We start from the raw sequence: 23,359 nt of genomic DNA, 5'->3' as shown, positions 1-23,359 counted from the left end.
CCTAGCTCGGAACATCGATAATGAAGCCATCGGTCGGCGACGTGGATTCCACCGGCTCGGGCGGGGCATCCGGGTCGATCTTGTCGTCGTCCGTGGGCGTGGTTTTCTTGACACTGGCCGGAACGTCCGCCTGCTTTTCGGCGAACAACTCGGCGTCAATTTGCGTCTTGTAGCCGCTCGCATTGAAGACGTGCGACGCGCTCTTCACCCGCCAAGCCGCCGGGATATAGGGGCGGAAGCTGGACAGGGTAAGCTTTGCCTCGGCTTGAACCGAGGGCCTGCCCACCGCGAGGGTGCAAGAGAACGAAGCCTTACCCCGAGCGCTCTTGTTCTTGTACGAGTCGGCGGCGGCCTGGGCCTCGGCTTCGTTGTGATAGGTGTAGCGAAGATCATGGAACGGCGCTTTGCCGACCGTGGATTCCTTCGTCTCGCCGCTGCGAATATCGGTCCAGAAAGCGCGAACCCCGCCCTTTTCCTCGACGTCGCCGCTTTCATCTTCCGGCACGTCAATAATGGACTCGCCTTCGGTCTGCCCCGAGGCGGAATCACCGGCGGCGCCGGCCGCGCCTTGAGCCGAGGAACCGCCACCGGAATCCAGGCCGCCGGCCTCGCCCGCTTCGTCCCTAGCCGAGTATTTGAACGACCACGTTTCGCAATCGGACTCGATGAGCGTAACGCCGGTGAGGGCTTCGCCCGTCACACTCTTGCCGGTGCCGCGCTTCGCAACCGCCAGCTTGCCCGCCACCGGCCTGGCGACGCCATCGTGAAGCGCGGCGAGCCGGGTCGCGAAAGACATATCGGACTCGTTGCGCTGGTCGATATGGCGTATGACGATGCCGGACAGTGCGGGATCGATCTTTGCCTCATAGCCGTTGCGCCCGGCGATTTCCTGCATGATCGCGCCGATGGTCTTTTGATGGTAGCTCTTCGTTTTCGGGGTCCGGTACGACTTCGGCATCGCGGCCGACCGGCCCGTGACTCGAAGCACCCGAGGCGGCGAAGACACGTCCAAGTCGTCAATGAGGTAGGGGCCGAACGTGGCCGAAGCGCCCTCGCGAAAGCCGAGGGTTACGGTGATGGTGGAGCCGATGAGCGGCAGCGCAGCAACGGCGCCGTCGCTCCACCTGGCGCGGTCGTCAAGCTCGATAGTCACGCGGTCGGACTTGTCTTCCGCTTCGTCATGGCACTCAATGGACAAGAGCCGGTCGGCGAGGCCGCCGGTGATGTCAGCGCCCCCGGACGAGATCGAGGCAAAGGGGGTCATTGCGCCCCCCAAATCCGAATTATCGGGGTAGCTGACGGGCGCGGAAGTTCCGGCAGATTGACGAGAGTTCCGGCCGTAAGCACCGGACCCAGGGCGGCGAGGCCTTGGTTCGCCTCATAGACCCGCTCAACAGCAAGCGGTTGCTGGCCCTTCTCATAGAAGCGCCAACAAATTTCATCGACCATGTCGCCGTCTTTGGCGCGGTAAATGTCCACTTGCACACCTGTTTGCAATTCGCAAACACCATACCCGAACAAGCCGGGGCGCCGTACCCACAATAAGAGGGTCGGGCCCTAGAACAAACCGCCATCGGCGCCGTAGCTCTTAAGATCAAGGTTGAATTCTTGCTTGCGAGGTGCGCCGTTGCTCAAGAAGTATGTTTGCGTCTCGCCCACGCTTGCGATCACAAACAGGCCGAATATCCGGCCCACCCCTGAAACCAGCATTTGAGGCGCGCCGATTGCGGCAATCGCCCTCATGGAGTCCAACTGCCCGAGGCCGCCCCGAAACGCGGGATAGATGACGCCGCTTAGCGTGAACGTTGAAGTGCCGGCGCCGATGAACTGCATAGCCGGGGCGCGGCCGATGCGGGCCGCCTCTTCCCATCGGTATTCCTCGGCCCGCTCAAGGGACTGGTAGGCCGCCGTTGAGAGGCTGAAACGGAACGGCCCGAGGCCCATCATTGTCGGCATGGCATCAATCCGAAAGGCTAGATTGCAGATTCGCGGCGTGCTTGGCCTGGGCGGCCCCGATGGCGCCCGTGACCATGGCTTGCGCCTCGGCCGGCGTCATGCCCTGCACGTTCACAACGATGCCGCCCACGTTTAGCGGCGCGCTGATCGTTTGCGGCTCATGAGCGATCAACGGTTCCGACATTTGAATGCTGCCCGTGGTGACGGTGCCGGCCTCTACCTTGTCCGTCTTCTCGGCGCCGCCGCTGCCCTGTTTGACGATATCGCCAATCGGCTTCATGAGATCCCGCCACGCCGAGGCGAAGCCTTCCATGATGCCGCCGGTATCCATCGGCCGAACGCTCGGGGCAAAGGCAGGCGAGGCCGCCGGTACCTTCTCTGTCGGTCCTACCATTGCGCCCACGGCGGCACCGGCGGCGCCCGCCTTGGCCGTCTCGGGGCCGCCTGGCGTCACGCTGGACAGGTCAAAGCCGAGCCGCGACTTGATGCTTTCGGGAAGCCAGCCGATGAGATCATTGACGGCGCCCTTAAGCCAGGCGACGACATCGCCCCACTTCGATTTCAAGCCTTGCCAGATGGAATCCACCATGGCGGCGCCAACGTCATAGAGCTTGATCGGAATGGACTGGATATAGGCAACCGCCGAGGCGAACAGCCCGGTTACATAGGTCCAGAAATCGCCGAAGAATTTCGCGATGGAATCCCAATTCGAATAGATGAGATACGCGGCGCCCGCGATGGCCGCCACAGCGGCGAGGAACCACCCGACCGGGGTCGCCATGATGACGATACCGAGATTGATGAACGCGGCGCCAACGGCTACCAGGGCGGCAATGAGCGGCGCCGCTGTCCAAGTGCCGAGCGCGATAAGCGTCGCTTGCATCGGGCCGCCTATGAAGTCCACCACGGGCCGAATGGCAGCAAGAAACGAATTGAAATTTGCGGCGACCCGGCTGATCTCTTGCCGGATATCCGACGCCGGGTTCATGAGGTCGCGAAGCACTTGCGCGAACGTCTTGACCCATTCCGAGATAGTGGAGCGGACAAGGCCGGCGTTGGCATCGAACCATTTCGTGGTCGATTCAATAACCTCATTCATGACGGGCAAGAGTTGCACGCTGAGGAAGAGCTTAAGGCCGTTGACGCGGATCAAGAGGGCGTCAAGGTTATCGCCGAACTTGTCGGCGGCCGCCGCCGCCCCCGCGCTCATAACGGACCCGGTAAGCCTGGCCTCATGGCGCATGTCCGCCAAGCCCTCGGCGCCGTCCGAAAGCATCTTGACCATATCGACGCCGGACTTGCCGAAGAGCTTGAAGGCCAGGGCGTTGCGGCGCAACGGGTCTTTGATCTTTGAGAGGCCGGTAAAGGTATCGTTCAAGATGGCTTCGGTCGACCGCATCTTGCCGTTAGCATCCTTCAAGGGGATGCCGAGCGCCTTGAAGCTCTTCGCCATCAACTTGTTGCCCTTGGTGGCCTCCGAAGCGTTGATGCCGAGCTTCTGAATTCCCTTCGTCAGCGACTCCGATTCTATGCCGCTCATTTTCGCGGCGAAGCGGTATTCTTGTAGCGCCTCAACCCCGATGCCGAGCTTAAACGAAGCTTCGCCGATCTCGCTGCCGAGGTCCGACGCACTCTTCGCCAGGGCGAAGGCGCCGGCAACTGCACCCGAGGCGCCGAGGCCGAGCAGTGAGACGAAGGAAGCGAGGCGGCCAGTCGTTCGGGCCAGGCCCACGCCAAGGCCCTGTAGGCTTCGCCCAAGGCGGCCTACAGACGCGCCGATGCGGTCGAAGCCAAGACGGGCGCTAAGAGCAGACAAGCGCGCCTGTAGCCGCTTAATCGGCCCGGAGATCCGGTCGATAAGTGTGAGCTTGACGGATGCTTCGGCTACGGGCTTCCCGGCCATTACCTTTTTGCCTTAGTCCGGTCGGCGGCGAGCTTGCGCCACATGACGATTTCCGAAAGGTCCATTTCCCACATTTCGGACGGCGGCCAATGGAAGATCGAGGCGATATCCGCCATGAGGTTTGAGACGGACTCGAGCGTTAAGCTCGCTTCCGCCTCCCCATAAAACCCTCAATGATCTTCGTAAGGCCCTCGATATCGGCGGCGTCCAGAAGGTCGAACGCCTCGGGCGGCCAGCCGGCAAGGCTGCAGATGATGAGCGCGGTTTTGTCCAGGCCGGACTCCTCGCGCTCCATATCGCGAATGTCCTTACCCTTGATCCGACGCAAAAGCGCTTCCTTCACTTCCCGGCCTTCGAACGTGATCGGGTCGAGAAGGGTGTATTTCGTCTGCTTACGAATATCGGTCATGTCATGCTTTCCTTACAGGCCGATTGCGAGGCGTTGCGTCGCAAGCTGGTCGACGCCGCCGATGCGGCGCACCATGTTGATGATGTCAATTTCCATGTACTCGACCTCGGCCTGGCGATAGCGGAAGTAATCGAGTTCATAGGTGAGGGTCTTGAGGGACTTACTGCCGGGCTTCCACTCGGCGAGTTCCAGCGCCATCAACATGCCGCGCATGTTGAGCACCACGGGCTCGGCGGGCTTGCCCTGCGCTTGGACGGCACCACGCGCCACAAGCGGCACGTTGTCCACGCCGAACAGGCTGATAAGCGCGGGGTCGTAATCGGAAATAATGAGTGTGGCAGTCATTGCCTCCATGCCCATTTCCAATTTCTTCGGGCCGTCCATACCGCCGGCCCGGTGCTCTTCCGAAGTGAACGTGAGGGTAGGCGGCGTGATGCTGTCCACTCGGCCGGCGTAGGAGTTGCCGTCATAGTAGAGGTTGAACGCCTTAAGCTGGCGGGGGAGTCCGAAAGTGGGGTTGCTCATAGCACCAGATCCTCAAGAAAGTCGTTGACGATGCGCGAGCGGAAAATGACGTGCTCGGCCGGGTAGGGCGGCGTGAAATCGATGTTGAACCAAACCTTGCCCTCGGAAATCGAGGCCGGCGAATTCAGGTCCGGGTCGGCGTAGCATCGGCCGCCGATAAGGGCGCCCATCGCAACCAGGCTGCGAATGTAGGCGTTCACGGACTCCTCAACGTCATCAATGTAGGTCTTGGTGATGTTGCGATCCACGGCCCATAGGTGGGCGCGGAGGATCGAGTCGTTGATGATATCCGCCGTGCGAACAACGGACAGGAAAGCGAACTTCGGGTCGCTGGACAGCGTGCGGTTACCCCAAAGGCGGAACCCGTCTTCGCGGATGATCGTTGCGACGTTGCCCTCGTTGAGAAGGTTTGCGCGGCTGTTGGCGTCGCCGAGTGCGAAGTCGACCGAGCGGTCCGTTCCAACGATCCCGTTGATATTCTGGTTTGAAGGCGACCACCAGAATCCGCGGTCATTATCGATCTTGGCGATAAGGCCGGCCACGGCGGCCGAAGCCGGCTCGCTGTTGACATTGGCGCCGCGAGCAACCTTGACGCCAGGGTCGATCACATAGACGCGCTTGGAACCGAAGTCGTCGGCATAGGTGAGCGCGGCGGCGTCCGTGGTGTTCGGGCCGTCTGCGATGATGACAGCCTTAAGGCGTTCCGCGATACCGATCAATTCGGCCACAACCGCGTTCGCGGTGGCGCCGAGCGTGACAGGCGAAGCGGCACCCACAAGGCCGGCCGAGGCGGCAAACGAGAAGGCAGGGGCAACCGTGTAGCGGCCCGCCGAGGTGATGGTGATCGCGGTGAGCGAACCGCCCGCCACTGTGAAGGTGCCGGCCGCGCCGGACCCGGTGCCGCCGGTGAAGGCGAGCGGGAAGGTGCCATTTGCGCCACTGTTGCCGGGGGTGATTGCGCCGTGCCCGGCGATGCCGACCGGACGCTCGCCGGTGAAGCCTGGCGCGACAAGAATGCGGGGGCTGACGCCTACCGCCGACTTTGCATCAATGGCGACATGGACGCCCTCAAGAACGTTCGCGAGGGTTTCGCCAGCGCTGGCGCCTTCATCGACTCGGCACACCACGATAACGGCGCCGATTTGATCGAGGATGAGGTCGACCGCGTTCGGCAGTGTGCCGAGGCGGGTTTTGCCGACTGACATGTCCAGCTTGGAAGCTTCGCCCCGGCTACCGGCGATCATCACCGGAGTCATGATAGGGAAGGCGAGGTCGTCGGCATCGGGCGCGGTGCCCACGATGAAAATGACGGATGAGCGAACCGTGCGGATGGGGCGGGGGCCGTCATCGATCTCAATGAGTTCGACGCCGTGCAGAAATTCAGTGCCAGCCATAATGTGCAATCTCCGATGTCACATTTTCTATAGGCCGGCGTTGACGTTTCGCAAACGCACAATGCGAGAGTTGGAGCGGATGCCGAGCTTAGGGAAGCGTCTCGCCGTCAAGAACCCGCTGATATAGGGCGACGTATGCCTTCGCTGTCTTGTCGATCGGGAACCTATCGGCGGCTGATTCTCGGCACCGTTGCGGGGAAATGCTACCCACCTCGTTAAGGCCGCGCGCGAAGTCTTCGTCGGTTTCGAAGAAACGCCCGGTTTCGGCGTCCACTGTTTCCGGCAACGCGCCTAGGGGCGTTGTCAGTACAGGCGTGCCGCAAAGCATGGCCTCGACCGGGGCCATGCCGAACGGCTCTTCCCAAGAAATCGGGTTAAGAAAGGCCCTGGCCTCGCCGAGGTATCGAAGCTTTTCCGCTCCGTCGATAACGCCGGTGAAGTGGAACCGGCCGGAAAGGCTCTTGAAGAATACGCCCTCTTTGCGGGTCTGGCTTCGCCCTAGTAGTTTCCAGCGGGAGCCGCCGGCAATATCGAGCCCGAGGCCGAATTTCTTCGCCAGGTCGACCGCCTTGTTGAGGCCCTTACCAGCCCGAGCGATGCCGCCGAGAAACAAAAGCCGGTCTGTCTTCACACCGGCGAGCCGGTAGGCGTCAACGGGGAAACCGTTATAGACGAAGGTTTGCCGATTGTGCCGGCGGGCGTGGCTAGCGCTTACAAAGCTGAAATTCTGGCCTTCCCTTGGCGTGTTCGGGACGTATCCATGCAGCGTGTAGAGCGCTCGATATGGGCCGCTAAGCTCATACCATCCGTTAAAATGAACGATGTCGGCGTCGCCAGGAATCGCGGCTGCGCATTCCTCCGGTGTTGAGGCCTGCCGGACCTCGCAAAGCGGGTGCCTTGATCCCGGCCCCGCTATGAGCGTGACCTCATGGCCGAGGCTCACAAGTTCGCTGGCGAGCCAGTCTATTTGCCGCTGAGTACCGCCGTAGCCTTCACAGGGAATCTTGCCTTGCACAACTATAGTTATACGCATCGGCAACGCATTAACCGAAGTAGAGCGAATTACAAGGTCGACGCTATGATCCAAAAGTTGTCGATCTGCTCTTCGGTCCAGCCGAAGCCGGCTCCGAATGCCGATGTAAGAGGATGAGCCCGCTTGAATTCCGTCGCCCCAGACAGAAGCATTTCAGCGCCGAACCGGGCCGGCTCGGGCAGGCCTGCGATAAGCGGAACCATGCCGCTCGGAATCGCGCCTGTCTTGACGGCCGCCAACGCTTCGGCGTTGGTGATTACCCCGGCCACCGCGAGGCCTTGAAAGAATTGCCGGTCCGAAATCACGGCCGGAACGGGCGGCGGAAGCGACTCCACCTCGGACCAAGCTTCGCCAAGCCATACCTGGCGGGCGTCGTGCGGCGCCTCGGGCACCTCGATACCATCGGCCGGCGTTTCCACGCCTTCGCCGGCAAAAGCGCCGAGATAGTTCCCCTCGGAATCCACGAAATATTGCGTCACAGCCATGCCCTCATAACGATTTTCCAACTTGCGTTTACGATACTGCCCACGCCGCCGGTGTCCTTTCGGATGATGGTGTAGGCAAAGCTATCATTGCCGATACGAACCAAGAGAGTGGTCGCGGTCGGCACGATAGAGAGGCCGCGCCCGCTAGGATCGGTGGCGCTGAAATTCGGATTAACGGACACTTCGTCGCCAATCGCGTAACCCTGATCTGCCGTGGTGCATTGAAGAAACGGCATATAAAGCTTTGGCTTGGCGGCCAGGCCATGCGCCAGCGTGAGAAGGCCGCCCGCTGTGATCGTCTGTTGCGGGCTTTCGTAAAAGCCTTGCAACTTCGCGGTCGAGGCTAGGAGATATCGGGCGTCTTGCTCCACCTGGCTAAGCATGAGCTTATACCAAGCGCCCCAAACGCCGGCCTGTTGGTGCCGGCGATAGGCTAGCGTGTTGCCGGCGGCGGCCAAGGTGAAGTTGTGAACCGTCTGCGTCCGGTAGAGCGACCCCGCCGTCTGGCTATGAGATTCGACGGTCCCGATATACCAATCAACGGTCGGGCCATTGGCGCCCGAGGCGCACATGTACCAGCCATTATCAAGGGCGCTGTTCCAATCCGTGACTATCTGCGCGGCAGCGAAGTTGAGGCTCGCGCGGTAGTCAAGCTTGAGGTCATCGGCGGCCTTGACGTGCGCGGTCGTCGCGAGCTGCGTCGTGTTGGTGCCAGGCGCCGCCGTGGGCGCCGTAGGAACGCCGGTAAGCGCGGCGTTGGCAGCGTTGGCCTTGAGGGCGCCTAGAGCCGCCGCGAACGCCGTGGTGGCAAGCTGCGTCGTGTTGGTGCCAGGCGCCGCCGTGGGCGCCGTAGGAACGCCGGTAAGGCCAGGACTAGCCAGCGGCGCCTTAGTGCCGACCAACGTGGTCAGGCTGGTAATGATGCCGGGGTCGTTTTGCAGTGCGGCGGCAAGCTCGGCGATGGTATCGAGCGCGGCCGGCGCGGCGCCCACGATGTCGGCGAAGTAGAGCCGAGCCCAAGCCGTGGTCGCGATCTTGTTTGAGTTGTCCGCCGCTGCCGGGGTCGGCGCGGTAGGGGCGCCGGTGAGGCCCGCGTTTAGTATCGGCGCCTTGAGCACAAGCGTTGAAAGAATGTTGGCGACGTCAAGGTCTGCGGCCTGCAATGCCGCGATCAACCGGGCGACATCGTGGTCAAGATTGTTGCCGCCGTTCGGAAGCTGCCAATTTCGATTAGCCGTTACGTTGTCAGTGGGCATCGTTCAATCCTCAAATCGAAAAGGCGCGGAGGTCGGAAACAGCCGGGCGCGCCGCCGGGGTGCCCGTTTCGGTAATGCGGATACGGCCCTGAATCGCGGTGAGGCCGGTCGTGCGGTATGTCCGCTCAAATGTGCCATCTGCTAGAGCCGTGGCGGATACTTGCGGCAGCGGGAGCCAGACGTCGTCGGCCTTGTCATATTCCACCGTGAGGGTGGAGCCGGCGGGCAAACGGGTTTTCATCACGCCGTCGATACGGATGGCGGCGCCGAAGGCAAACGCCTTGCTGATGTAAACGCCGCTCGCCTGCATCGTTCCTTTGATGGCGAGGACATCGCGCCCCATGATGGGCGAAACCTTCTCTGTACCCGCCAGGATGGCACGCAAAGCGGCGTTGCCGCTGAAGAAGCTTTGACGCTCCCATACCTGGCCTGGCTCGATACGCACCGCCGCCTCGCCGATGGGCTGGATTTCGAATTGCAAGCGGGTGTCGCCGGTCGGCAAGAACACCTGTGCCTCGGCGATGAAATCCGAAAGGTTCGCCGCCGTCACGGTGCCGAGGGCGATGGTTTTCGACACCGGGCTAAACTTTGCAGCGTTAAGCCGGAACGACAAATCTTCGTCTTGGTGAGCCGTCCAGGTCGTCGCATTCGAAGATGAGAAACGGACGCCAACGGTATAGGGCTGCGCGCCGATCCACTCTTGCCGGGCTGCATCGAAGCCGCCCCGCGAGGCGAACGAAACCGAATGGTTCGGATCATTCGTCTTGAGCACAAACGCGGTTTCAACGCCCGCCGGGATGAACACGGGCGGGTCGAACGTGAACTTATGCCAAGGGCCGATCAAAGCCATGTGCATGTCGGTTTCGGTTTGGGCGATGACATCGGCAGTAGGATAGCCGTTGTCCATCGTGACGATCTCGCAAAGCACGGGCTGAGAAGCGTTGCCGATGGCGCAAAACTTCACCTCGATAGAAGAGATATGCCGGCCTTCCGTGAACTGGAAAGACTGCGCCACCGGGTCGGTACGGCCGCCCGCGCTTCCGTTGCCGGAATTGCCGCCATTGCCGCTAGTCGCCCGAGGCGGTGATTCTTGGAACCTCTGCACGGTCGTAAGCTGTTGATTGGTCGTGATCTCGATTCGGCCTTGGCCGGTAAACTCGGCGTTGGCGTAGTCTCCGCCGGCGCCCACGGCGGCGACGTGCTTGGTGCCCGAGGGCACATTCGCCGGAATGACGAAGCTTCCCGAAACGCGGCCGTTGGCGTCACCCACAAGCGGGCCGGCTGGCGTCACTGCGATGCCGTCAAACGTCAGGGTTTGAAGGATCTCGCCAACGCCGAACCCGTCAATAACGAAAGCGACGTTGATCTGTCGAAGAAAGCGCGCGGTAACTTCGCGAGTCGAGGTGATGACCTCAACATTTGTGACGCGGCTTCGGTTGCCCTGGCCGAACACCTGGGTAACAGGCGAAAGCGAAACGTCTTGTGTTTCGGTCCAAAAATCCTGCGAGGGCGTCAACGTCATCCGGCCCGGCAGCGGCGCGAACGACTGATAGGGGTTGATCTTTGTGCAACCCGTTACCGCTTCCTGGGCAATCAACACCTCTTCGGTGAAATTGAGATATTGAGGCTTCGGCAGAGAGAAGAATTGGAAAGTCGGGATGATCGGAATCTGAAACGTGCCGTTGAACACGGCGCCGTTTTGGACCTCGCCGGCATCGCGGTAGCGGTCGTCGTTGAGGGGATCAACGAAGACGCCTTTTTTCGCCACAGGCTCACGCGCGGTGATGTCCATTTGCAGACGCGCCAGGGCGATCAGGTCGATAGCATCGACAAGGCGGTTGTACATGCGGTCGATGGTTGAAAACGGATAGGCTCGGATGCCATTATTGATGACGTTCGGCGTTCCGAACCAATCGTTTTCGACCACGCAAAGCGCCAGCAACGTGGCCGGCGGGGCCGGGGGCTGCGGCTGTTCAATCGCCGGAATGCCTTTGAGGTAAACGATATTGCCGTCCCTATCGAGGCAGATAAGGTCGTGACGCGGCAGGTTGAAATTGTAGGTAACAAAGACCGCGCCGCCGGTGACCCCACCGGCAACAGTGATCCCGGTCGAGGTGACAGCCGAGGGAACCGCCGGGGCAAGATAGCGGTAAGTGACATCGTAGGATGAGCCGCCGGCCGGTTCCGCGCCGCCTGCCGCCCAATCAATCCGGTCGTTTACAAGCGAGTAGCTGGCGGGCGCCGCGTAGGTCGTGGCTCCCTGCTTTACTAGCGAGACTGACGAAACGCTAGAATGCCCGAGTAGGTCGGCGGTGTTCGCAACCCCGCCGCGCACAATCGTTTCCGTCACTTCCTTCGTGATGATGACGGTCCCGACCGAATTGATCGGGGTTCGGTTGAGCGCAATAACGGCGGTGCCAGTGCCGCCATCGGCGAACGAATGGGGCTCGGAAGCAATGTTGAGAATGTCCGGCTCTTCGGTCTGACCGAAGCGCGTCGCGGTGTTCCGGGTCCGCTTGTAACCCAAAATATTGGCGGTGCCTTCCTCGATAGAAAACCATTGCTTGCCCGCCGAAAGGCCGAGCGGCGTTACCCTGCAGCCGCGTGCAATGTAGTTTTCGTGGGCGTCATAATCGTAGGGCGCAATCGCCGCGTTGAAGCCTGCCAGGGAAGGCGGCGGCGTCTGATCGACAACGAAGCCGTTGCGCAACTGATAGACGCGGTAAAGGTCGCCATCCTCGCCGTCGCCATCCCATCCCCATGCCAGCGAAAGCACCTCACGGGCGGCGCCAGGTTCCCCGTAAGAGACAATCGATTCCTCATGAAGGCCGAGAAGGGATTCATCTTCCTCGTGGGTGATGACCGTTTGCAAAACGCGAACGCCGATGACGACGTCGCCCACGATAGGCAGGCCATTAAAGGCGGCGGCCCCGACCGGGCGGACATCGCCGCGCACATAGACCTCGCCGGCAGAAATCGTGGTGTCGCCGGTGAGATCACCCACGATGATGTCGCAACCCTTGATCCGGTCGCCGTCATGGGCAATCATATTGCCGATATTCGTACGCTTGCGGGCTTCGATGGAAAACGCTTCGGTTGCCTCGCTGGCCTGCGCATATTTGCGCTCGCGAAAAAGCACGCGCTCACGCGGCTCGCTCACCTTCGAACGATCATAGATGTCCGCAAGGTCCGGGCGAAGAGCCGGGTCGAACACTAGAAATTCTTCATTCGCCATTTTCAGATTTCCAAAGTGAGCGTGACGTGCTGCCGGACGGTGCGGCGGAAAGCGAAATCAACCGCAACCGGCCCGAGGGTCATGTCGTCGGATTCAAAGCCGTCTTCAAATTCTATCTCTTCCGGCTCAAGCCAAAGCTTGCCCGGCTTCGCGGCATCGGCGTTGCGAGCCCGGAACACCAAGGCAACGGAAGCGCATTGCGCACCCTCGCCGTCGCCGAAATCGGTACGGGCTTCGTACTCAAAAAACACATGGTCAGGCACGGGGGCGTGACCCGCCGTCACGTTCCGAATCGCCACGGGCCGGCGGTAGCCGATGGGCTCGCCGTTCGGGTCATAGAAGCCTATATAAGCGGGCAACCGAGCCATTAGAAAACCCTTGAAGGCGCCGACATCGGTAATCCCATTCCAAGACACGCCGGGCGCATTCCAGGGGAAGTCGCCCCAGGGCAGCGAGCCGCCGGCAGTGACATTCACCCCGAGCGCGATGCGGTCTGCGGTGTCCGCCGCGATGGGGTGGGTGAGGTCTTCGCCGTGGCTCCATTTGACGGTTCCGCCGTCAAGACGGATGCCGCTGTCGTCGCCCCAAATCGAGCCGCCCCAGGTCTGTTCACTCCATTCCAGGGCGCGCACATTGTAGCCGTGCCATCCCCGTATGAACGCGGAGCGCGCGGGGTCCGAGATCCCGACGAGATATTCGGCGTGCATAAGCACCGGCAACTCGGACTCGGGGACCAAACCCATGCCGATCTGATAGCGGTTCCACTTCCGGCGGCGGTCGTTTTGATCTTCGATAACCGGGGAAGCGTAGCTAATCCAAGACAGCGCTTTCGTGATCGCAAGCGAGGTGCCCCGGACCCGCTGCCACGGGATGCCGGCGGCGATCACCTCGGCGTCGGTATCGAAGAATTCGGAAATCGGGCCGAGTCCGTATTCTGCCACAACCCAAGGCGAGAAGGTCGCCGGAATGGTCCCGTATTTCAGGCCTGCGATACTATCGATGTACGGGCCGAATTCCGGGGTGCGGTCAAGCACCTCGGAAAGTGCCCGCTCAAACGGCGTCGCATTTTGCGGGAGAAGGTGAAGAGCGTTCACCGCGACCGTCCCGCAAAGTTCACGGTGATAGTGCCGAGCGTGGCCGCTTGGTTGTCGTTCTCAATGACCGGCGCCGCCGGGCTTACCACCACAACGCGCGAAACGCCGGGAAGGTGAACGCGAGCCGTGATCCATGAAGGATTCAAGTCGAACCCGATCCCGCCTTCGTCAAACCAGGCGGAACGGATCAATGTTTCCATCGAGTCGATGATGGCGAGCGGCGCGTTCGGCAGAAGCCAGACATTAAGAATGATATCTTGCGGTGCCTGGGTGGCGGACACAACCTCGATAACGTCATTGATGGCGCGGACGCCTGGCGCCGTCACAGCGGCCGTTACAGCGGCCAGCATAGGCGCGTCCGGCACGCCGCCGTTGACGGCAGACAGAAGGGCGACGCGAAGCTTGGGGCCGCCGTCCACCTGATAGACTGCAACGTCTTTGACGCGCACGTCTGCGGTGCGAGCAACGTATTTATATTGCTCTTCGGTGCCGCCGGTGGAGCGGCCCTGTATCGCCAGGATGGTGCGGGTTTGGAGCGCGGAGTCCGTCTCGCCGACGAGCCGAAGGACATCGTAGAAAGTGGCCAGATGGTCAAGGTCGGCGCCCCTGGCGAAGAACAAAAGGTTTGCCCGAGCCGCGTCGTTGACACGCTGGCGCAAGACAAGATCATCGTACGAAGCGGCCTCGATAGCCTTGATCGCAGGGTCGCTTTCGAGCAACGCCGAATAGGTGGGATCAATACCAACAAGCTTGTTGATCGTATTTAGGCGGATTTCCTCGTAAGAGAGGGTCGCAATAATCGCCGGGACCGGAAGCCCTTCAAGCGTATATTGCGTTTGCGTCATTTGATGACAATTCCGTTAAGTGAAATGATCTTTCCATCCGGCAGATAATCGCCGGTGAGCCCGAATTCTATAACACCGTCGCCGAGCGGAAAAAACGAAGCTTCCCGCAATCGTAGCCGGGGCTCCCATCGTCCAAGCGCCTCGGCCAGGGCCATGTAGATATCGACGGCAAAATCCGCGGTGACGGGACGATCAATGAGATTCGGAATATCGGACCCGTAGTCGCGGCGCATCACCCGCGTTCCGATGCGGGTCGTGAGTATGTCTTTGATCGATTGCTTGAGGTGTTCCAGCCCTTCAAGCGGCTTGCCGGCGGCGGCGTCCATTCCGAGCATCGTTGTTCCCCTAGCCGGCGACGGGGCCGGTATTGCTGCCGCCAGGCTCGACCCCGGTGTGCTTGTGGGTTTCGGAAATGTCTTTTCCGTTGTGGGTAAGCGTGGCGGATTCGATTTCGATCCCGCCAGGTGCCTTGATTTTGAGCCCCTCGCCGCTCGCGTGTATCGAGGCGCCGCCGCCAATGTTCAAGGCGTAGCTGCCGCCCTCGGCGACGTCCATCTTGTAGGCCTTGGCCTCGTCGTCATACTCAACGACCGTGCCGTCCGGGTAGACGGTTCGATGAATGTTGCCCTTGTCCGCCGCTTGCTTCGCCTGGGTAGCGATGGACCCCACAATGACGGCCTGCGAGGGGTCGCCAGAGGGCGAAACCATAACCACCTGTTCGCCAACGTCTAAGCTGTCATAGGTCTTCGTGTTGCCTGCCCTGGCGCTGGTAAACGGTAGCCAGTCGCTTTCGAATTCGCCGGCCTTGACACGGTAGCGAGCCTTTTTGTGATCGACCTGCGAAACCTTGCCGACAATGACGGTGTTGGAAACGCGCCGCTCGATCTCTGTGATGTCTTTTTCGCGCCGCTCAAGCATTAGATCAACGCCGTTATATCGTTGTAGAGCGGTTCATTCCCGATGCCGGTTTCGGGGTCAAAGCCGAGCATGACAGTCGTCGGCCGGCGGCCGTCATCCTCGATAAGTTGCGTGTAATAGATGATATCGAAGGTAAGAATTGCGGTCCAAAGCGCGACCTCGCCTTGTTCGGCGAACGCGGTGTCGGTGCTGAAAATCGTACACCACCCGACCCGATTGCCGAGCGTGGGGTTTGCATGAAGCCAGGTTTCGACCTGATTTGCGCAATCGTCCACGGCCTCGGCGCCGTCATCGCCTACCGCGTAGCATTCAACGATGAGCTTGAGGAATCGGCGGCGGATTCCGCCATCGTGCCGGTGATCCGGGTCGATAATATCGGCGCCAGTGTAGACAACGCAAACCGGCATGATGCGGGCGTCGGCTGGAAAGTCACGACTGTCGTAAACCCGAGCCTTGGCGGCCGTGGGGTACACCAGCGGGTCGCTCGCGTCCGGCGTTGATAGCAAGGCGGCCACTGCGGCGCGGATTAGCTTTCGCGGGTGCGGGGCCATCGCCTATTTCTTCCGAAGGTGAAGCTTTGTGTTCTTGGATGAGTCCGGAAAGGTGTCGATGACGCGGAAAGAGCCAAAGCCGGAAACCGTCACCTCGTCATCTGGCATCGGTTCAAAGCCGAGGTCTGCGTCGCGGACATCGAGCACCGGGATCTTGGACGTGGTCGGCACCCTGCCGCCAGCCTCGAGTCCTACGTGCTCGTAATCGAAAATCGCCGCGAGGTCCGCTTTGATTTCGCCAGTCTCAAACCTCTTGTAGATGACGAGAACGGACTCCCTGAAAGTATCCCGAACGACTTCGGTCATACCGTCAAGGAGCCCGCTCCAATCCATGGCTAGTCGCCGGCCTTAGCCGGCGGCCTTCTCTTTAGCGGTCAGGAGCATTTCCGGCCGCGTGCAGATGAACAGCGGATAGGAATAGACCTCGGGGCGAACCCAAAAGTTCCGATCCTTGTCGCGGATCATCATCGCGTAGAGCGGGCGGCCGATGGTGTTGACCATTTCGAACGCCTCGCCAGGTGCGAAAGCCTTCTGATAAACGCCAGGGGCGCCCATCGGGAAGAACTTGCACTTGGTCGACTTGATGCCGAGGCCGGTTTTCGTGCCGGCATCGGCGGCGTCGCTGAAATCATCGGTGCCGCGATAGTTGATAAACAGGATGCCGCCGTAATCGAACACGGCATAGGAGCCCGCGCTAAATGCGGACTGCGTCGCCACGCCGAAAGCACGATTGAGGGTCTGAGCCTGCGAGGTGTTGAGATACACCTGTTTGACAGTGGTATGACCGGTGAGCTTGTCGAAGAAGCTGTCGCCGGCCAGGCCCACAACGCGGGTGCCAATCGTCCAGGCGCCGCGCGAAGCCTTCTGCATGAGGCGCAGAACGTCCCGGCATTTCTGTTCGACGTTGGTGCCGGGGGTGTCCAGCGCGAAGTCGATTTCGGCCGGCGCCGCGATTCCCCACTCGGCGAACCAGTCGATGATAACCGAGCCGTCCGCGTCCAAGACCTTGCCCTGCAACGCGCCAAGCTGCATGTTTTCCCAGGTCAGTTCAACGTCGCCGATAAGACGCTGTTCGTAGCGGCCAACGTAGGAGATCATGGTTTCCAGTTCGGACTCGGTGCCGAACGCGCGCATGTTCTGGATCTCGGAAGCCTGAATCGTGTGACCCTTCGCGATGCGGGTCGTGTCGTATTTGCGAAGGTTGGCACGGTCCCGCTTGCCCTCGGCCAGCGGCGCGCCGCGTTCCGAAGTCTGGATGATGGAAAGCACGTTGCCGGCGCGGCGCTCGACCGAGACGGTTTCCGTTGCAATCGGAACCTCTTCGAAGAGGTTCATCGAGCCGATCAGGTTGGGCTTGAATTCGAAGTCTTCAAGCGCCACGGTCATCGAGACGGTGGAAAACGCGTCGTCGTTGAATATATCCATATGCATTGGTGCGATTCCTCGTTTTCCCCGTCGCCGTGCTTAGCGAACGATGATGCTTTTTGCGGCGAGAGCCGCGATTACGATTGCCTTGTTCGGCGCCGAGATACCCACGGGCCAGGTGATTTCAGCGCCGTTGATTTCGGTGTCCCGCATACTCACGACGATGGGCTTGTCCGCGAGGGTGGCGTCGATGTTGCCGAAGAGAACGGCGCGGGCATTCTGCGAACCGTCCACGGCGGCCGGGTCGTATGCCTTGAATTTCTTGGTGCCGGCGGCCACGGTGATGTTGAAGCCGTCGCCGGCCACCATCGGGGTCGCGCCGACCGTGATGGTGAAGCCGAGATCATCGGCATAGGCGACTCCGGTCGAGCCGGATTTGATCTTGAAGCCTTCCGGGTCCACCACATCGAACTTGGTCGCGGCGGTGAACTCCACGGAATAAACGCCGACCTTGGCGCCGGCGCCGGGGGCTACCGCCGAAATGGTGGCGTTGCCGGTATTGCCACCCTTGGCGGCTGCAACCGGAACGGCCGCAACGGTAATCTGCCCGAGGATGGTTCCGTCGACCAGCTTGGCGGCGCCGGTGAGAATGCCGGCCTCGCGGGAACGCATCCCGCCGGTGGCGCCTGCGGCTTCACTGACGATATAGGCGCCGGGGCGGCGGCCTTCATAAAGAATGGTCATTGCGGTCGACTCCTGTTGTCGCGCTTAGCGGCGCTTCATTGCCTTTTTCCACACGGACTCTTTTGCGCCCGCGTCCAGAACTTTCCCGGCCTTCGGCGTCTCGGCCTTGGGCGTTGCGATGGTGGAAACGGGCGCGGCATCGCCAGCGGCGGCGGCGTCCAGAACCTTGGAGCGGGCATCGGACACGCTCATGTTCGTTTTGATGGCTTCGCCCACGTTGAAAGTGACGCCGAGCCGGTCGGCCTGGGCAGTGATGGCGGCGAGGCCTTCGCAGCGGGTCCGCTCGGCCGTGGTGGCGCGCTCGGCGTCGGTGGCGTTCGCTTCGGCGGCGAGCCTGGCAGTCTCGGCCTCGGCCGCGAGACGCGCCGTTTCAGCCTCGGCAGCAAGCCTGGCGGTTTCGGCTTCGGCGGCAACTCGGGCCGTCTCGGCCTCGGCAGCGGCGGCAGTCTCGGCGGCGGTTAGAAGCTTGGGCATAAGACCTACCTTTAGTTTCGATTTTGAAGACGTTTGCGGAGAGACTGTTTGCAATTCGTCAACACTACTCGCGAACGCTTCAAGGGCTTCGTCAAAACTGCCGGACACATCGGCCAGGCCAGACTCAACCGCATCAATACCGCGATACATGCATGCTTCCGTAGCACGGATCGCCGAGGCGTCGATTCCACGATGTTGCGAAACAAGCTGCACAAACATTTCGCCGAGGGCGTCAACATCGGCCTGCACCGCTGCCTTGGCGCGATTGCTCAAGGGCTCATGCATGTTGCCGTCTGCCTTCTCGGCACCATAGAAAATATAGGTCCACCGAACGCCGGCCATCTTGTCCGCTTCGGACACGTCCACATGGGCGGCGAGACAGCCGATTGAACCGACCTCGCCTGTGGTAGGCACCCAAATTTGCGACGCCGCGCTCGCGATGGCGTAACCGGCCGAGGCCGCCACTTCGTTGACGTGGCACCATACCGGCTTGCCGGCTTCCTCGCTCGCACTGCGAATGAATTGGGCCAGGTCAAAACAGCCGTTGGCTTCACCGCCGGGGGAATCAAGCTCAAGCATGAGCCCGCGAACCGCCGGGTCGTACATGATCTCTGTCACCGCATCGGACAGCGCGGAATAGCTGGTGAGGCCGGACTCCGAGTCCAGCCACGTACCGCGCCGGATCAACGTTCCAAGGACGGGCAAAACAGCGATGCCGTTGTCGGCCATGTAGCCGCCGCTGCGGAAGGCTCGGCCTTGGCCTGCACGCGCTTCGCGTGGGGCACGCGGCAACTCACTTGCCGATACCGCTAGGCCGTCCAGAATGCGGGGACCGATGGCGGTAAGGATGGTGTTCGCCTTGCCGCGATGGATAAGCAGCGGCGTATCAAAAAGCAGGCTGGCAACTAGCGGAAGGTCACGCGGCATCTGGAAGATCCTCCGGGTCGTCTATGGGTTTGGCGCGGCCCGGTTGCGCCACCGGCGCCGGGACCGTGCCATCTGTGTCGAACACAAGCGGCATCGCTCGGCCCGCCGCCTGGCTGCGCTCTTGCTCGATCTCGTCGTCAATGTCCTCGATATCGTAGCCGCGTTCCGCAACGCTTTGCGTCCGGCTCTTGAGGCCGCCCGAGATAGCTTCCTTTTCGGCCGCAATATCCTTCGCCGGGTCAAGCCATTCTTGACGCGGCGGCAGATGATCGCACGACCAATATTCGGTCGGGTCTTCGTTATAGCCGGGAAGCTCGATAAGGCCCGCCATCACGGCGCGCTCAACGAAGGCAATCCACACCGGCCGGCAAAGCTGAAAGATCAGCGTATTGTTTTGCCACTGCGAAATGCGGCGCCGGAACGCAACGATGGCGGTTCGGACATTCGAAAAATTGCCCTTGGTCATATCGCCGGTAACGATGGAATAGGGCACGCCGAGGCCTGCGCAAATCTTCAAGGTTGTGCGGTATTGGAAGGCCTCATATGACCCGCCAACTTCGGCCGGCGAAGAGAACTTAATATCCCTGTCATTACCGAGGTCGATAATCGCGCCCGGCTGCATTCCTGCAATCGGGGTGTCTTCCTCGTCGCCGTCATCGTCATCGTTGACAGTGATCGGGTTGTCGCCCCGGCCGATGAGAAAGCCAGCGAACAGCGCGGCCGTTTTCTTCCGCTCAATTTCGGCGTCGTCATAGACCTCAAGGCCGAAGATTTTGACAAGCGAGCGGGCGACGCGCGGGACGCCTCGGATCTGACCGCCCTGACGGCCGTCAAAGACGTGCAACACCTCGGCGGCCGGAACGCGCACCCGGTCACGCGTCGCGGTAGACATCGGCGGCCGGGTGTCGTTCGGATGGAAGCGCCAGAAATGATATGCGACGCGGGCGCCAATCGCGTTGAACTCGATACCGGCCACAACGAAGTTTCCGCCAGGAAGCGAGGTGCTGAAAGCGAGGTCCAGCATTTCGGCCGGAAGCATCTGCAATTGAAACGGGACCGTCCACATATCGGAACGGCGGCGCGCCCGGATGCGAACGAAGCACTCGCCGGCCATGTAGGCCTCACGGGCGATCTTCTCTTGAAGGCCATAGTAGTCGGTGAGCCCTTCGGCGTCCGCCTCGTCTGTCCACTTCATGAACAGCGCGATCAATGCGGCTTTGGCGGCCTTCCGCTCTTTCTTGAGGCGGGGCCGAGGCTTGATGCCGTCGCCCACGGCGTGAGAGGTCCATTCGTCAACCGCGTTGCCCGCGATGCCGTCATTTTCGTAAAGCCAACGGGCGCGAGCTACCAGGGTAGGGCCGGCGGCGGCGATAGCGACATTGACGTGGTTCTTGGATGGGTTGAAGCCGCGCAACCGGCGGCCGTTGCCGGCGGCCTCAAATGAGTTGTTGCCGCCACTATTCAGCCGGAACGCGCTCGCGACTCGGGAGAGAACGCCCATCAATACCCCCGCCGAGCGTCAATGTAGAAAACCCGTTTTTTGGGCGCGCCTTCAAGGTCCGCGATCTCGTCTTTGATGCCGTCCAGAGCATCCCGCATTTCGGACATGCTGCGATACTGGACGCGCTTGTCGCCATGTTGGACGATGAGCGCACCGGAACGCATCGCCTTAAGCAAGGCGGCCTTTTGAGCTTTGAGCAATTCCAAGTCGGTCATTGAGATCACATGAACGGACTGCCGACGACGCGTCGGCGTTTCCGGTTCACCTTAGCACCGGCGGGCGGCGGCTGGATTCCACGATGCTGCGCTGCCGGTTCATCTTCGCCAGGCAAGGCCATGGCCTCGGGCTCCGGGGCCGGCGCCGCGATCTCGGCTAGATAGCGCTCCACCTTCGCGGCTTCCCGGTTCAAGACGAAGCCAGCGGCGATCAGGCCTTGCAACGAAGCGTAGGCGTAGACGCGGCAGTCTAGCGCCTCATTCCTGGCGTGGTCCGGCTTCCACCAATAGATATCTTTGAAGCCTTTGACGTAGCGGGTTTTCTTCACCTCGGCCGTCATTTGATCGAAGTAGTCTTTGTCGCGTTCCATCGGGTAGTGACATGCCCCGGCGCCGCTCACTAGCGCCCCCGTTTTCTCAAGCCGCTTGATGATGGTTTCTTTCGCGCTGTCGACGCCGATGGCGTAAAGGTTGATCCGACCTTTGTTGGTTCGCGACGGCTTCCTCGGCCACACCGGACGATGCCCGGCATAACCCTTGATCCCCCAAATCCGGCGCCCCTCGCGCGGCTTCACATAGCGGTAAGCATCTTGCGTATTGGCGCCGCCGGTGTCTACGGCCGTGGCCGCTATCGCTATTCCGTTCGGGAATGCGGGGTGCGGCCATCGCTTGGAAAGCAAGTCGTCGAGTTGATCCCAAACCTCTTGTTGTGAGGGGTCGCCCGCAAGCACCTGATAATCGAGTGACCAGGACTCTTCGTCTCGGCCCCACGCCACGACCTCGACCTCGAGACGGTCGGGTTGCACGTCAACGCCAGCGGTGAGCAACGCCACGCGGGGCGGGCAATCTGTGAACGCTTCCCGTTTCGCTAGTAAGGTGTCCGGGTCCGCCTTCTCGCCCCCGGTGTCTTCCCAAGGCTCGCCTAGCACCGTGTTGACGAAGATCTGCAGGAGCGCGGGGTCGTCTTTCGCCGCCAGGAATTCGGACACGCATTCCGCCCACTTGAACCATGGGGAATAGAGCGCGGAAAGATGGTAGCTGCGCACGTTCGGCCGCACCGGCACCTCCGTAGGTAGCCAGGCGGCGCCGCGCTCTTCCGATAGCAGGAACTTTTTCCGCGCTTCGGTATGCCGGTGTTCGCAAATCTCGCCGGTTTCGGGGTCCGAAGCCTGGCAGATAAACGCCGCGGAATCTGGCTTCCCCGATTCCCATTTGATGGCGGCCCATATGATCGGTTGAGCCGTCCCGCACTTCTCGCACTTCACGTTATAGTATCGTTGGTCGCCCTCGGCGAACGACTTAGCGATACGGCTGTTGAGCTTGAGCTTTGGCGAAGAAGTAATGAAGATTTTGCGACGCGGAAAATTTGCGGTTCGCTTGATCGCGAGCATCGCGGGGTCGCCTTCGTCATCCGCCGATGCCGGGTAGGCGTCCACTTCGTCCAGTACCAAGCGAGACACCGGGGAACCGCGAAGGCCGGAACCCGAATTCGCGCCGGTCATGAAGAGGGCGCCGCCGTCAAAATCCTTTTGCATGACGGTGTTGCCGGAGTCTCGCGACCTCGCCGGCTTGATCTTTCCGGACAGCACCGGGCTTTCCGAAATCATGGGATCGATGCGGGTTTTAGAAAACTTTTTCGCCATGTCGATGGTGGGCAGGACGTACATAATCGGCCCTGGCGAGTGGTGGATTGTGTAGCCGACGAAGTTGAACCCGCCTTCCGAGGCGCCGATTTGAACACCCTTCATGAGCGAGACAGTTTCAATCGCCGAATAGGTGGACAGCGAGTCCATGATCTCGCGTAGGTATGGGGTGCGCGAGGTCCGCCACTTGCCGGGCTCGGATGACGAAACCGAAGTCAGGTGTCGGTGTTCATCCGCCCATTCCGAAACGGTGAACGGCGGGTCGGGCTCGATAGCCTGGGCGCCTTGCTCAAAGAGGTACTCAAAATCGGTCACGCCGATTCCCCGAAGGCGCCGGCATCCATTGGCGCCCGCGTCTTCGCCAGCTCGCCGAGCGCGAGTCGCATGTGCTCTTCAAGGGTGCCGGCGAGTTGGACCGGGTCGGCCTCTACAACCGCCGCTATATCGGACGCGTAGCGGTTCGCGAAATTCAGCATCGCGGCGCGGAACACTCGCATAAGCGAACGGATCGCCCGGCGAGCTTCCTCTTTGTCGACCGTGGTTTCCCTAAGCCGCTCAAGATTGATCTTGGCGGCCTCAAGGTCGACTTGCATCCGCTCGACCTTGAGGTCGTATTCGCTGGTATCGGCGGCCTCTTCGCCGGCCTGAAAAAGCTTCGAAGTCTTCGGGGTCGGCTTCCGCCTGGCTTGGTTTGGGTTGCTATTTGCAAACCATTGGACCCGAGCCGCCACCGCGTCGACCGAACCATCGGGAAAGATAGACCCGGCCAAGCTCCCCCGCTGCACTCTTTGACGCACCGCGTTAGGCGTAACACCCATTTCGCGGGCAAAAGCGGCTAGGCTGATGCCGTCCAGTTTTTTCCTGCCGCCCACTTTTTTGATCCTAG

Annotated in this window: 25 protein-coding genes; all 25 read right to left on the bottom strand. The window is 61.2% G+C overall.

Going from position 1 to position 23,359, the window contains the following annotated elements; genetic code table 11:
- Position 1 precedes the first annotated feature (1 nt).
- Positions 2-1,264, bottom strand: coding sequence for a phage late control D family protein (locus NKK50_RS11605; RefSeq protein WP_352543448.1), 1,263 nt, complete (start codon positions 1,262-1,264; stop codon positions 2-4).
- On the bottom strand, positions 1,261-1,479 hold the full coding sequence (locus tag NKK50_RS11600) for a tail protein X (RefSeq protein ID WP_352543447.1): 219 nt from the start codon (positions 1,477-1,479) through the stop codon (positions 1,261-1,263). The genes NKK50_RS11605 and NKK50_RS11600 overlap by 4 nt, the downstream gene beginning before the upstream one ends.
- A gap of 78 nt (positions 1,480-1,557) precedes the next feature.
- Positions 1,558-1,956, bottom strand: coding sequence for a phage tail protein (locus tag NKK50_RS11595; protein ID WP_352543446.1), 399 nt, complete (start codon positions 1,954-1,956; stop codon positions 1,558-1,560).
- A gap of 4 nt (positions 1,957-1,960) precedes the next feature.
- A complete protein-coding gene (locus tag NKK50_RS11590; protein ID WP_352543445.1) occupies positions 1,961-3,859 on the bottom strand; it encodes a phage tail tape measure protein in 1,899 nt (632 codons plus the stop codon).
- A complete protein-coding gene (locus tag NKK50_RS11585) occupies positions 3,859-3,975 on the bottom strand; it encodes a GpE family phage tail protein (RefSeq protein ID WP_352543444.1) in 117 nt (38 codons plus the stop codon). Before NKK50_RS11585 ends, NKK50_RS11590 begins: the two co-directional genes overlap by 1 nt.
- 23 nt (positions 3,976-3,998) lie before the next feature.
- Complete coding sequence (locus NKK50_RS11580; protein ID WP_352543443.1) at positions 3,999-4,268, bottom strand: phage tail assembly protein; 270 nt, start codon at positions 4,266-4,268, stop codon at positions 3,999-4,001.
- Between the two features lie 12 nt (positions 4,269-4,280).
- Positions 4,281-4,793, bottom strand: a complete 513-nt coding sequence (locus tag NKK50_RS11575) for a phage major tail tube protein (RefSeq protein ID WP_352543442.1) — start codon at positions 4,791-4,793, stop codon at positions 4,281-4,283.
- Positions 4,790-6,187: a phage tail sheath subtilisin-like domain-containing protein gene (locus tag NKK50_RS11570; RefSeq protein ID WP_352543441.1), complete on the bottom strand. Its 1,398-nt coding sequence runs from the start codon at positions 6,185-6,187 to the stop codon at positions 4,790-4,792. The genes NKK50_RS11575 and NKK50_RS11570 overlap by 4 nt, the downstream gene beginning before the upstream one ends.
- Positions 6,188-6,275: 88 nt before the next feature.
- Positions 6,276-7,202, bottom strand: a complete 927-nt coding sequence (locus tag NKK50_RS11565) for a glycosyltransferase (protein ID WP_352543440.1) — start codon at positions 7,200-7,202, stop codon at positions 6,276-6,278.
- A gap of 47 nt (positions 7,203-7,249) precedes the next feature.
- Positions 7,250-7,705: a hypothetical protein gene (locus NKK50_RS11560; RefSeq protein WP_352543439.1), complete on the bottom strand. Its 456-nt coding sequence runs from the start codon at positions 7,703-7,705 to the stop codon at positions 7,250-7,252.
- Positions 7,696-8,961, bottom strand: coding sequence for a pyocin knob domain-containing protein (locus tag NKK50_RS11555; protein ID WP_352543438.1), 1,266 nt, complete (start codon positions 8,959-8,961; stop codon positions 7,696-7,698). The genes NKK50_RS11560 and NKK50_RS11555 overlap by 10 nt, the downstream gene beginning before the upstream one ends.
- 10 nt (positions 8,962-8,971) lie before the next feature.
- On the bottom strand, positions 8,972-12,196 hold the full coding sequence (locus NKK50_RS11550) for a DUF4815 domain-containing protein (protein ID WP_352543437.1): 3,225 nt from the start codon (positions 12,194-12,196) through the stop codon (positions 8,972-8,974).
- Positions 12,197-12,198: 2 nt separating this feature from the next.
- Complete coding sequence (locus NKK50_RS11545) at positions 12,199-13,290, bottom strand: phage tail protein (RefSeq protein WP_352543436.1); 1,092 nt, start codon at positions 13,288-13,290, stop codon at positions 12,199-12,201.
- Positions 13,287-14,135, bottom strand: coding sequence for a baseplate J/gp47 family protein (locus NKK50_RS11540; protein WP_352543435.1), 849 nt, complete (start codon positions 14,133-14,135; stop codon positions 13,287-13,289). Before NKK50_RS11540 ends, NKK50_RS11545 begins: the two co-directional genes overlap by 4 nt.
- Positions 14,132-14,461: a GPW/gp25 family protein gene (locus NKK50_RS11535; RefSeq protein ID WP_352543434.1), complete on the bottom strand. Its 330-nt coding sequence runs from the start codon at positions 14,459-14,461 to the stop codon at positions 14,132-14,134. Before NKK50_RS11535 ends, NKK50_RS11540 begins: the two co-directional genes overlap by 4 nt.
- 19 nt (positions 14,462-14,480) lie before the next feature.
- Entirely contained in the window at positions 14,481-15,053 is a 573-nt protein-coding gene (locus NKK50_RS11530; protein ID WP_352543433.1) for a phage baseplate assembly protein V, read from the bottom strand.
- Positions 15,053-15,604, bottom strand: coding sequence for a hypothetical protein (locus NKK50_RS11525; protein ID WP_352543432.1), 552 nt, complete (start codon positions 15,602-15,604; stop codon positions 15,053-15,055). The genes NKK50_RS11530 and NKK50_RS11525 overlap by 1 nt, the downstream gene beginning before the upstream one ends.
- Before the next feature lie 3 nt (positions 15,605-15,607).
- Positions 15,608-15,937, bottom strand: coding sequence for a head-tail joining protein (locus tag NKK50_RS11520; protein WP_352543431.1), 330 nt, complete (start codon positions 15,935-15,937; stop codon positions 15,608-15,610).
- A 15-nt stretch (positions 15,938-15,952) separates the two neighbouring features.
- The gene (locus NKK50_RS11515) at positions 15,953-17,035 is read right to left on the bottom strand and encodes a major capsid protein (protein ID WP_352543430.1); all 1,083 of its coding nucleotides are present in this window, start codon (positions 17,033-17,035) and stop codon (positions 15,953-15,955) included.
- A gap of 33 nt (positions 17,036-17,068) precedes the next feature.
- Positions 17,069-17,713 (bottom strand): head decoration protein, encoded by a 645-nt coding sequence (locus tag NKK50_RS11510; RefSeq protein WP_352543429.1) that lies wholly within the window; start codon positions 17,711-17,713, stop codon positions 17,069-17,071.
- Between the two features lie 24 nt (positions 17,714-17,737).
- Positions 17,738-19,114 carry a S49 family peptidase gene (locus NKK50_RS11505; RefSeq protein ID WP_352543428.1) on the bottom strand — a complete coding sequence of 459 codons (1,377 nt, stop codon included), beginning with the start codon at positions 19,112-19,114 and terminating at the stop codon, positions 17,738-17,740.
- Complete coding sequence (locus NKK50_RS11500; protein WP_352543427.1) at positions 19,104-20,615, bottom strand: phage portal protein; 1,512 nt, start codon at positions 20,613-20,615, stop codon at positions 19,104-19,106. The genes NKK50_RS11505 and NKK50_RS11500 overlap by 11 nt, the downstream gene beginning before the upstream one ends.
- Positions 20,615-20,830, bottom strand: coding sequence for a phage head-tail joining protein (locus NKK50_RS11495; RefSeq protein ID WP_352543426.1), 216 nt, complete (start codon positions 20,828-20,830; stop codon positions 20,615-20,617). Before NKK50_RS11495 ends, NKK50_RS11500 begins: the two co-directional genes overlap by 1 nt.
- 5 nt (positions 20,831-20,835) lie before the next feature.
- Entirely contained in the window at positions 20,836-22,788 is a 1,953-nt protein-coding gene (locus tag NKK50_RS11490; RefSeq protein ID WP_352543425.1) for a phage terminase large subunit family protein, read from the bottom strand.
- Entirely contained in the window at positions 22,785-23,345 is a 561-nt protein-coding gene (locus tag NKK50_RS11485) for a hypothetical protein (RefSeq protein WP_352543424.1), read from the bottom strand. Before NKK50_RS11485 ends, NKK50_RS11490 begins: the two co-directional genes overlap by 4 nt.
- Positions 23,346-23,359: the final 14 nt, after the last annotated feature.

Source organism: Mesorhizobium sp. M0001 (assembly GCF_040324255.1).
Taxonomy (GTDB): domain Bacteria; phylum Pseudomonadota; class Alphaproteobacteria; order Rhizobiales; family Rhizobiaceae; genus Mesorhizobium.
The sequence above is the reverse complement of the archived record's forward strand: the minus strand, read 5'-3'. Positions and strand labels throughout refer to the sequence as shown.

Coding starts and splice junctions, on each gene's coding strand:
- NKK50_RS11570 (WP_352543441.1), bottom strand. CDS start 6,187: ATGGCTGGCACTGAATTTCTGCACGGCGTCGAACTCATTGAGATCGAT.
- NKK50_RS11500 (WP_352543427.1), bottom strand. CDS start 20,615: ATGGGCGTTCTCTCCCGAGTCGCGAGCGCGTTCCGGCTGAATAGTGGC.
- NKK50_RS11595 (WP_352543446.1), bottom strand. CDS start 1,956: ATGCCGACAATGATGGGCCTCGGGCCGTTCCGTTTCAGCCTCTCAACG.
- NKK50_RS11580 (WP_352543443.1), bottom strand. CDS start 4,268: ATGACCGATATTCGTAAGCAGACGAAATACACCCTTCTCGACCCGATC.
- NKK50_RS11535 (WP_352543434.1), bottom strand. CDS start 14,461: ATGGACGCCGCCGCCGGCAAGCCGCTTGAAGGGCTGGAACACCTCAAG.
- NKK50_RS11515 (WP_352543430.1), bottom strand. CDS start 17,035: ATGCATATGGATATATTCAACGACGACGCGTTTTCCACCGTCTCGATG.
- NKK50_RS11555 (WP_352543438.1), bottom strand. CDS start 8,961: ATGCCCACTGACAACGTAACGGCTAATCGAAATTGGCAGCTTCCGAAC.
- NKK50_RS11560 (WP_352543439.1), bottom strand. CDS start 7,705: ATGGCTGTGACGCAATATTTCGTGGATTCCGAGGGGAACTATCTCGGC.
- NKK50_RS11575 (WP_352543442.1), bottom strand. CDS start 4,793: ATGAGCAACCCCACTTTCGGACTCCCCCGCCAGCTTAAGGCGTTCAAC.
- NKK50_RS11530 (WP_352543433.1), bottom strand. CDS start 15,053: ATGCTTGAGCGGCGCGAAAAAGACATCACAGAGATCGAGCGGCGCGTT.
- NKK50_RS11525 (WP_352543432.1), bottom strand. CDS start 15,604: ATGGCCCCGCACCCGCGAAAGCTAATCCGCGCCGCAGTGGCCGCCTTG.
- NKK50_RS11540 (WP_352543435.1), bottom strand. CDS start 14,135: ATGACGCAAACGCAATATACGCTTGAAGGGCTTCCGGTCCCGGCGATT.
- NKK50_RS11550 (WP_352543437.1), bottom strand. CDS start 12,196: ATGGCGAATGAAGAATTTCTAGTGTTCGACCCGGCTCTTCGCCCGGAC.
- NKK50_RS11520 (WP_352543431.1), bottom strand. CDS start 15,937: ATGGATTGGAGCGGGCTCCTTGACGGTATGACCGAAGTCGTTCGGGAT.
- NKK50_RS11585 (WP_352543444.1), bottom strand. CDS start 3,975: ATGGCGGATATCGCCTCGATCTTCCATTGGCCGCCGTCCGAAATGTGG.
- NKK50_RS11505 (WP_352543428.1), bottom strand. CDS start 19,114: ATGCCGCGTGACCTTCCGCTAGTTGCCAGCCTGCTTTTTGATACGCCG.
- NKK50_RS11605 (WP_352543448.1), bottom strand. CDS start 1,264: ATGACCCCCTTTGCCTCGATCTCGTCCGGGGGCGCTGACATCACCGGC.
- NKK50_RS11590 (WP_352543445.1), bottom strand. CDS start 3,859: ATGGCCGGGAAGCCCGTAGCCGAAGCATCCGTCAAGCTCACACTTATC.
- NKK50_RS11495 (WP_352543426.1), bottom strand. CDS start 20,830: ATGACCGACTTGGAATTGCTCAAAGCTCAAAAGGCCGCCTTGCTTAAG.
- NKK50_RS11510 (WP_352543429.1), bottom strand. CDS start 17,713: ATGACCATTCTTTATGAAGGCCGCCGCCCCGGCGCCTATATCGTCAGT.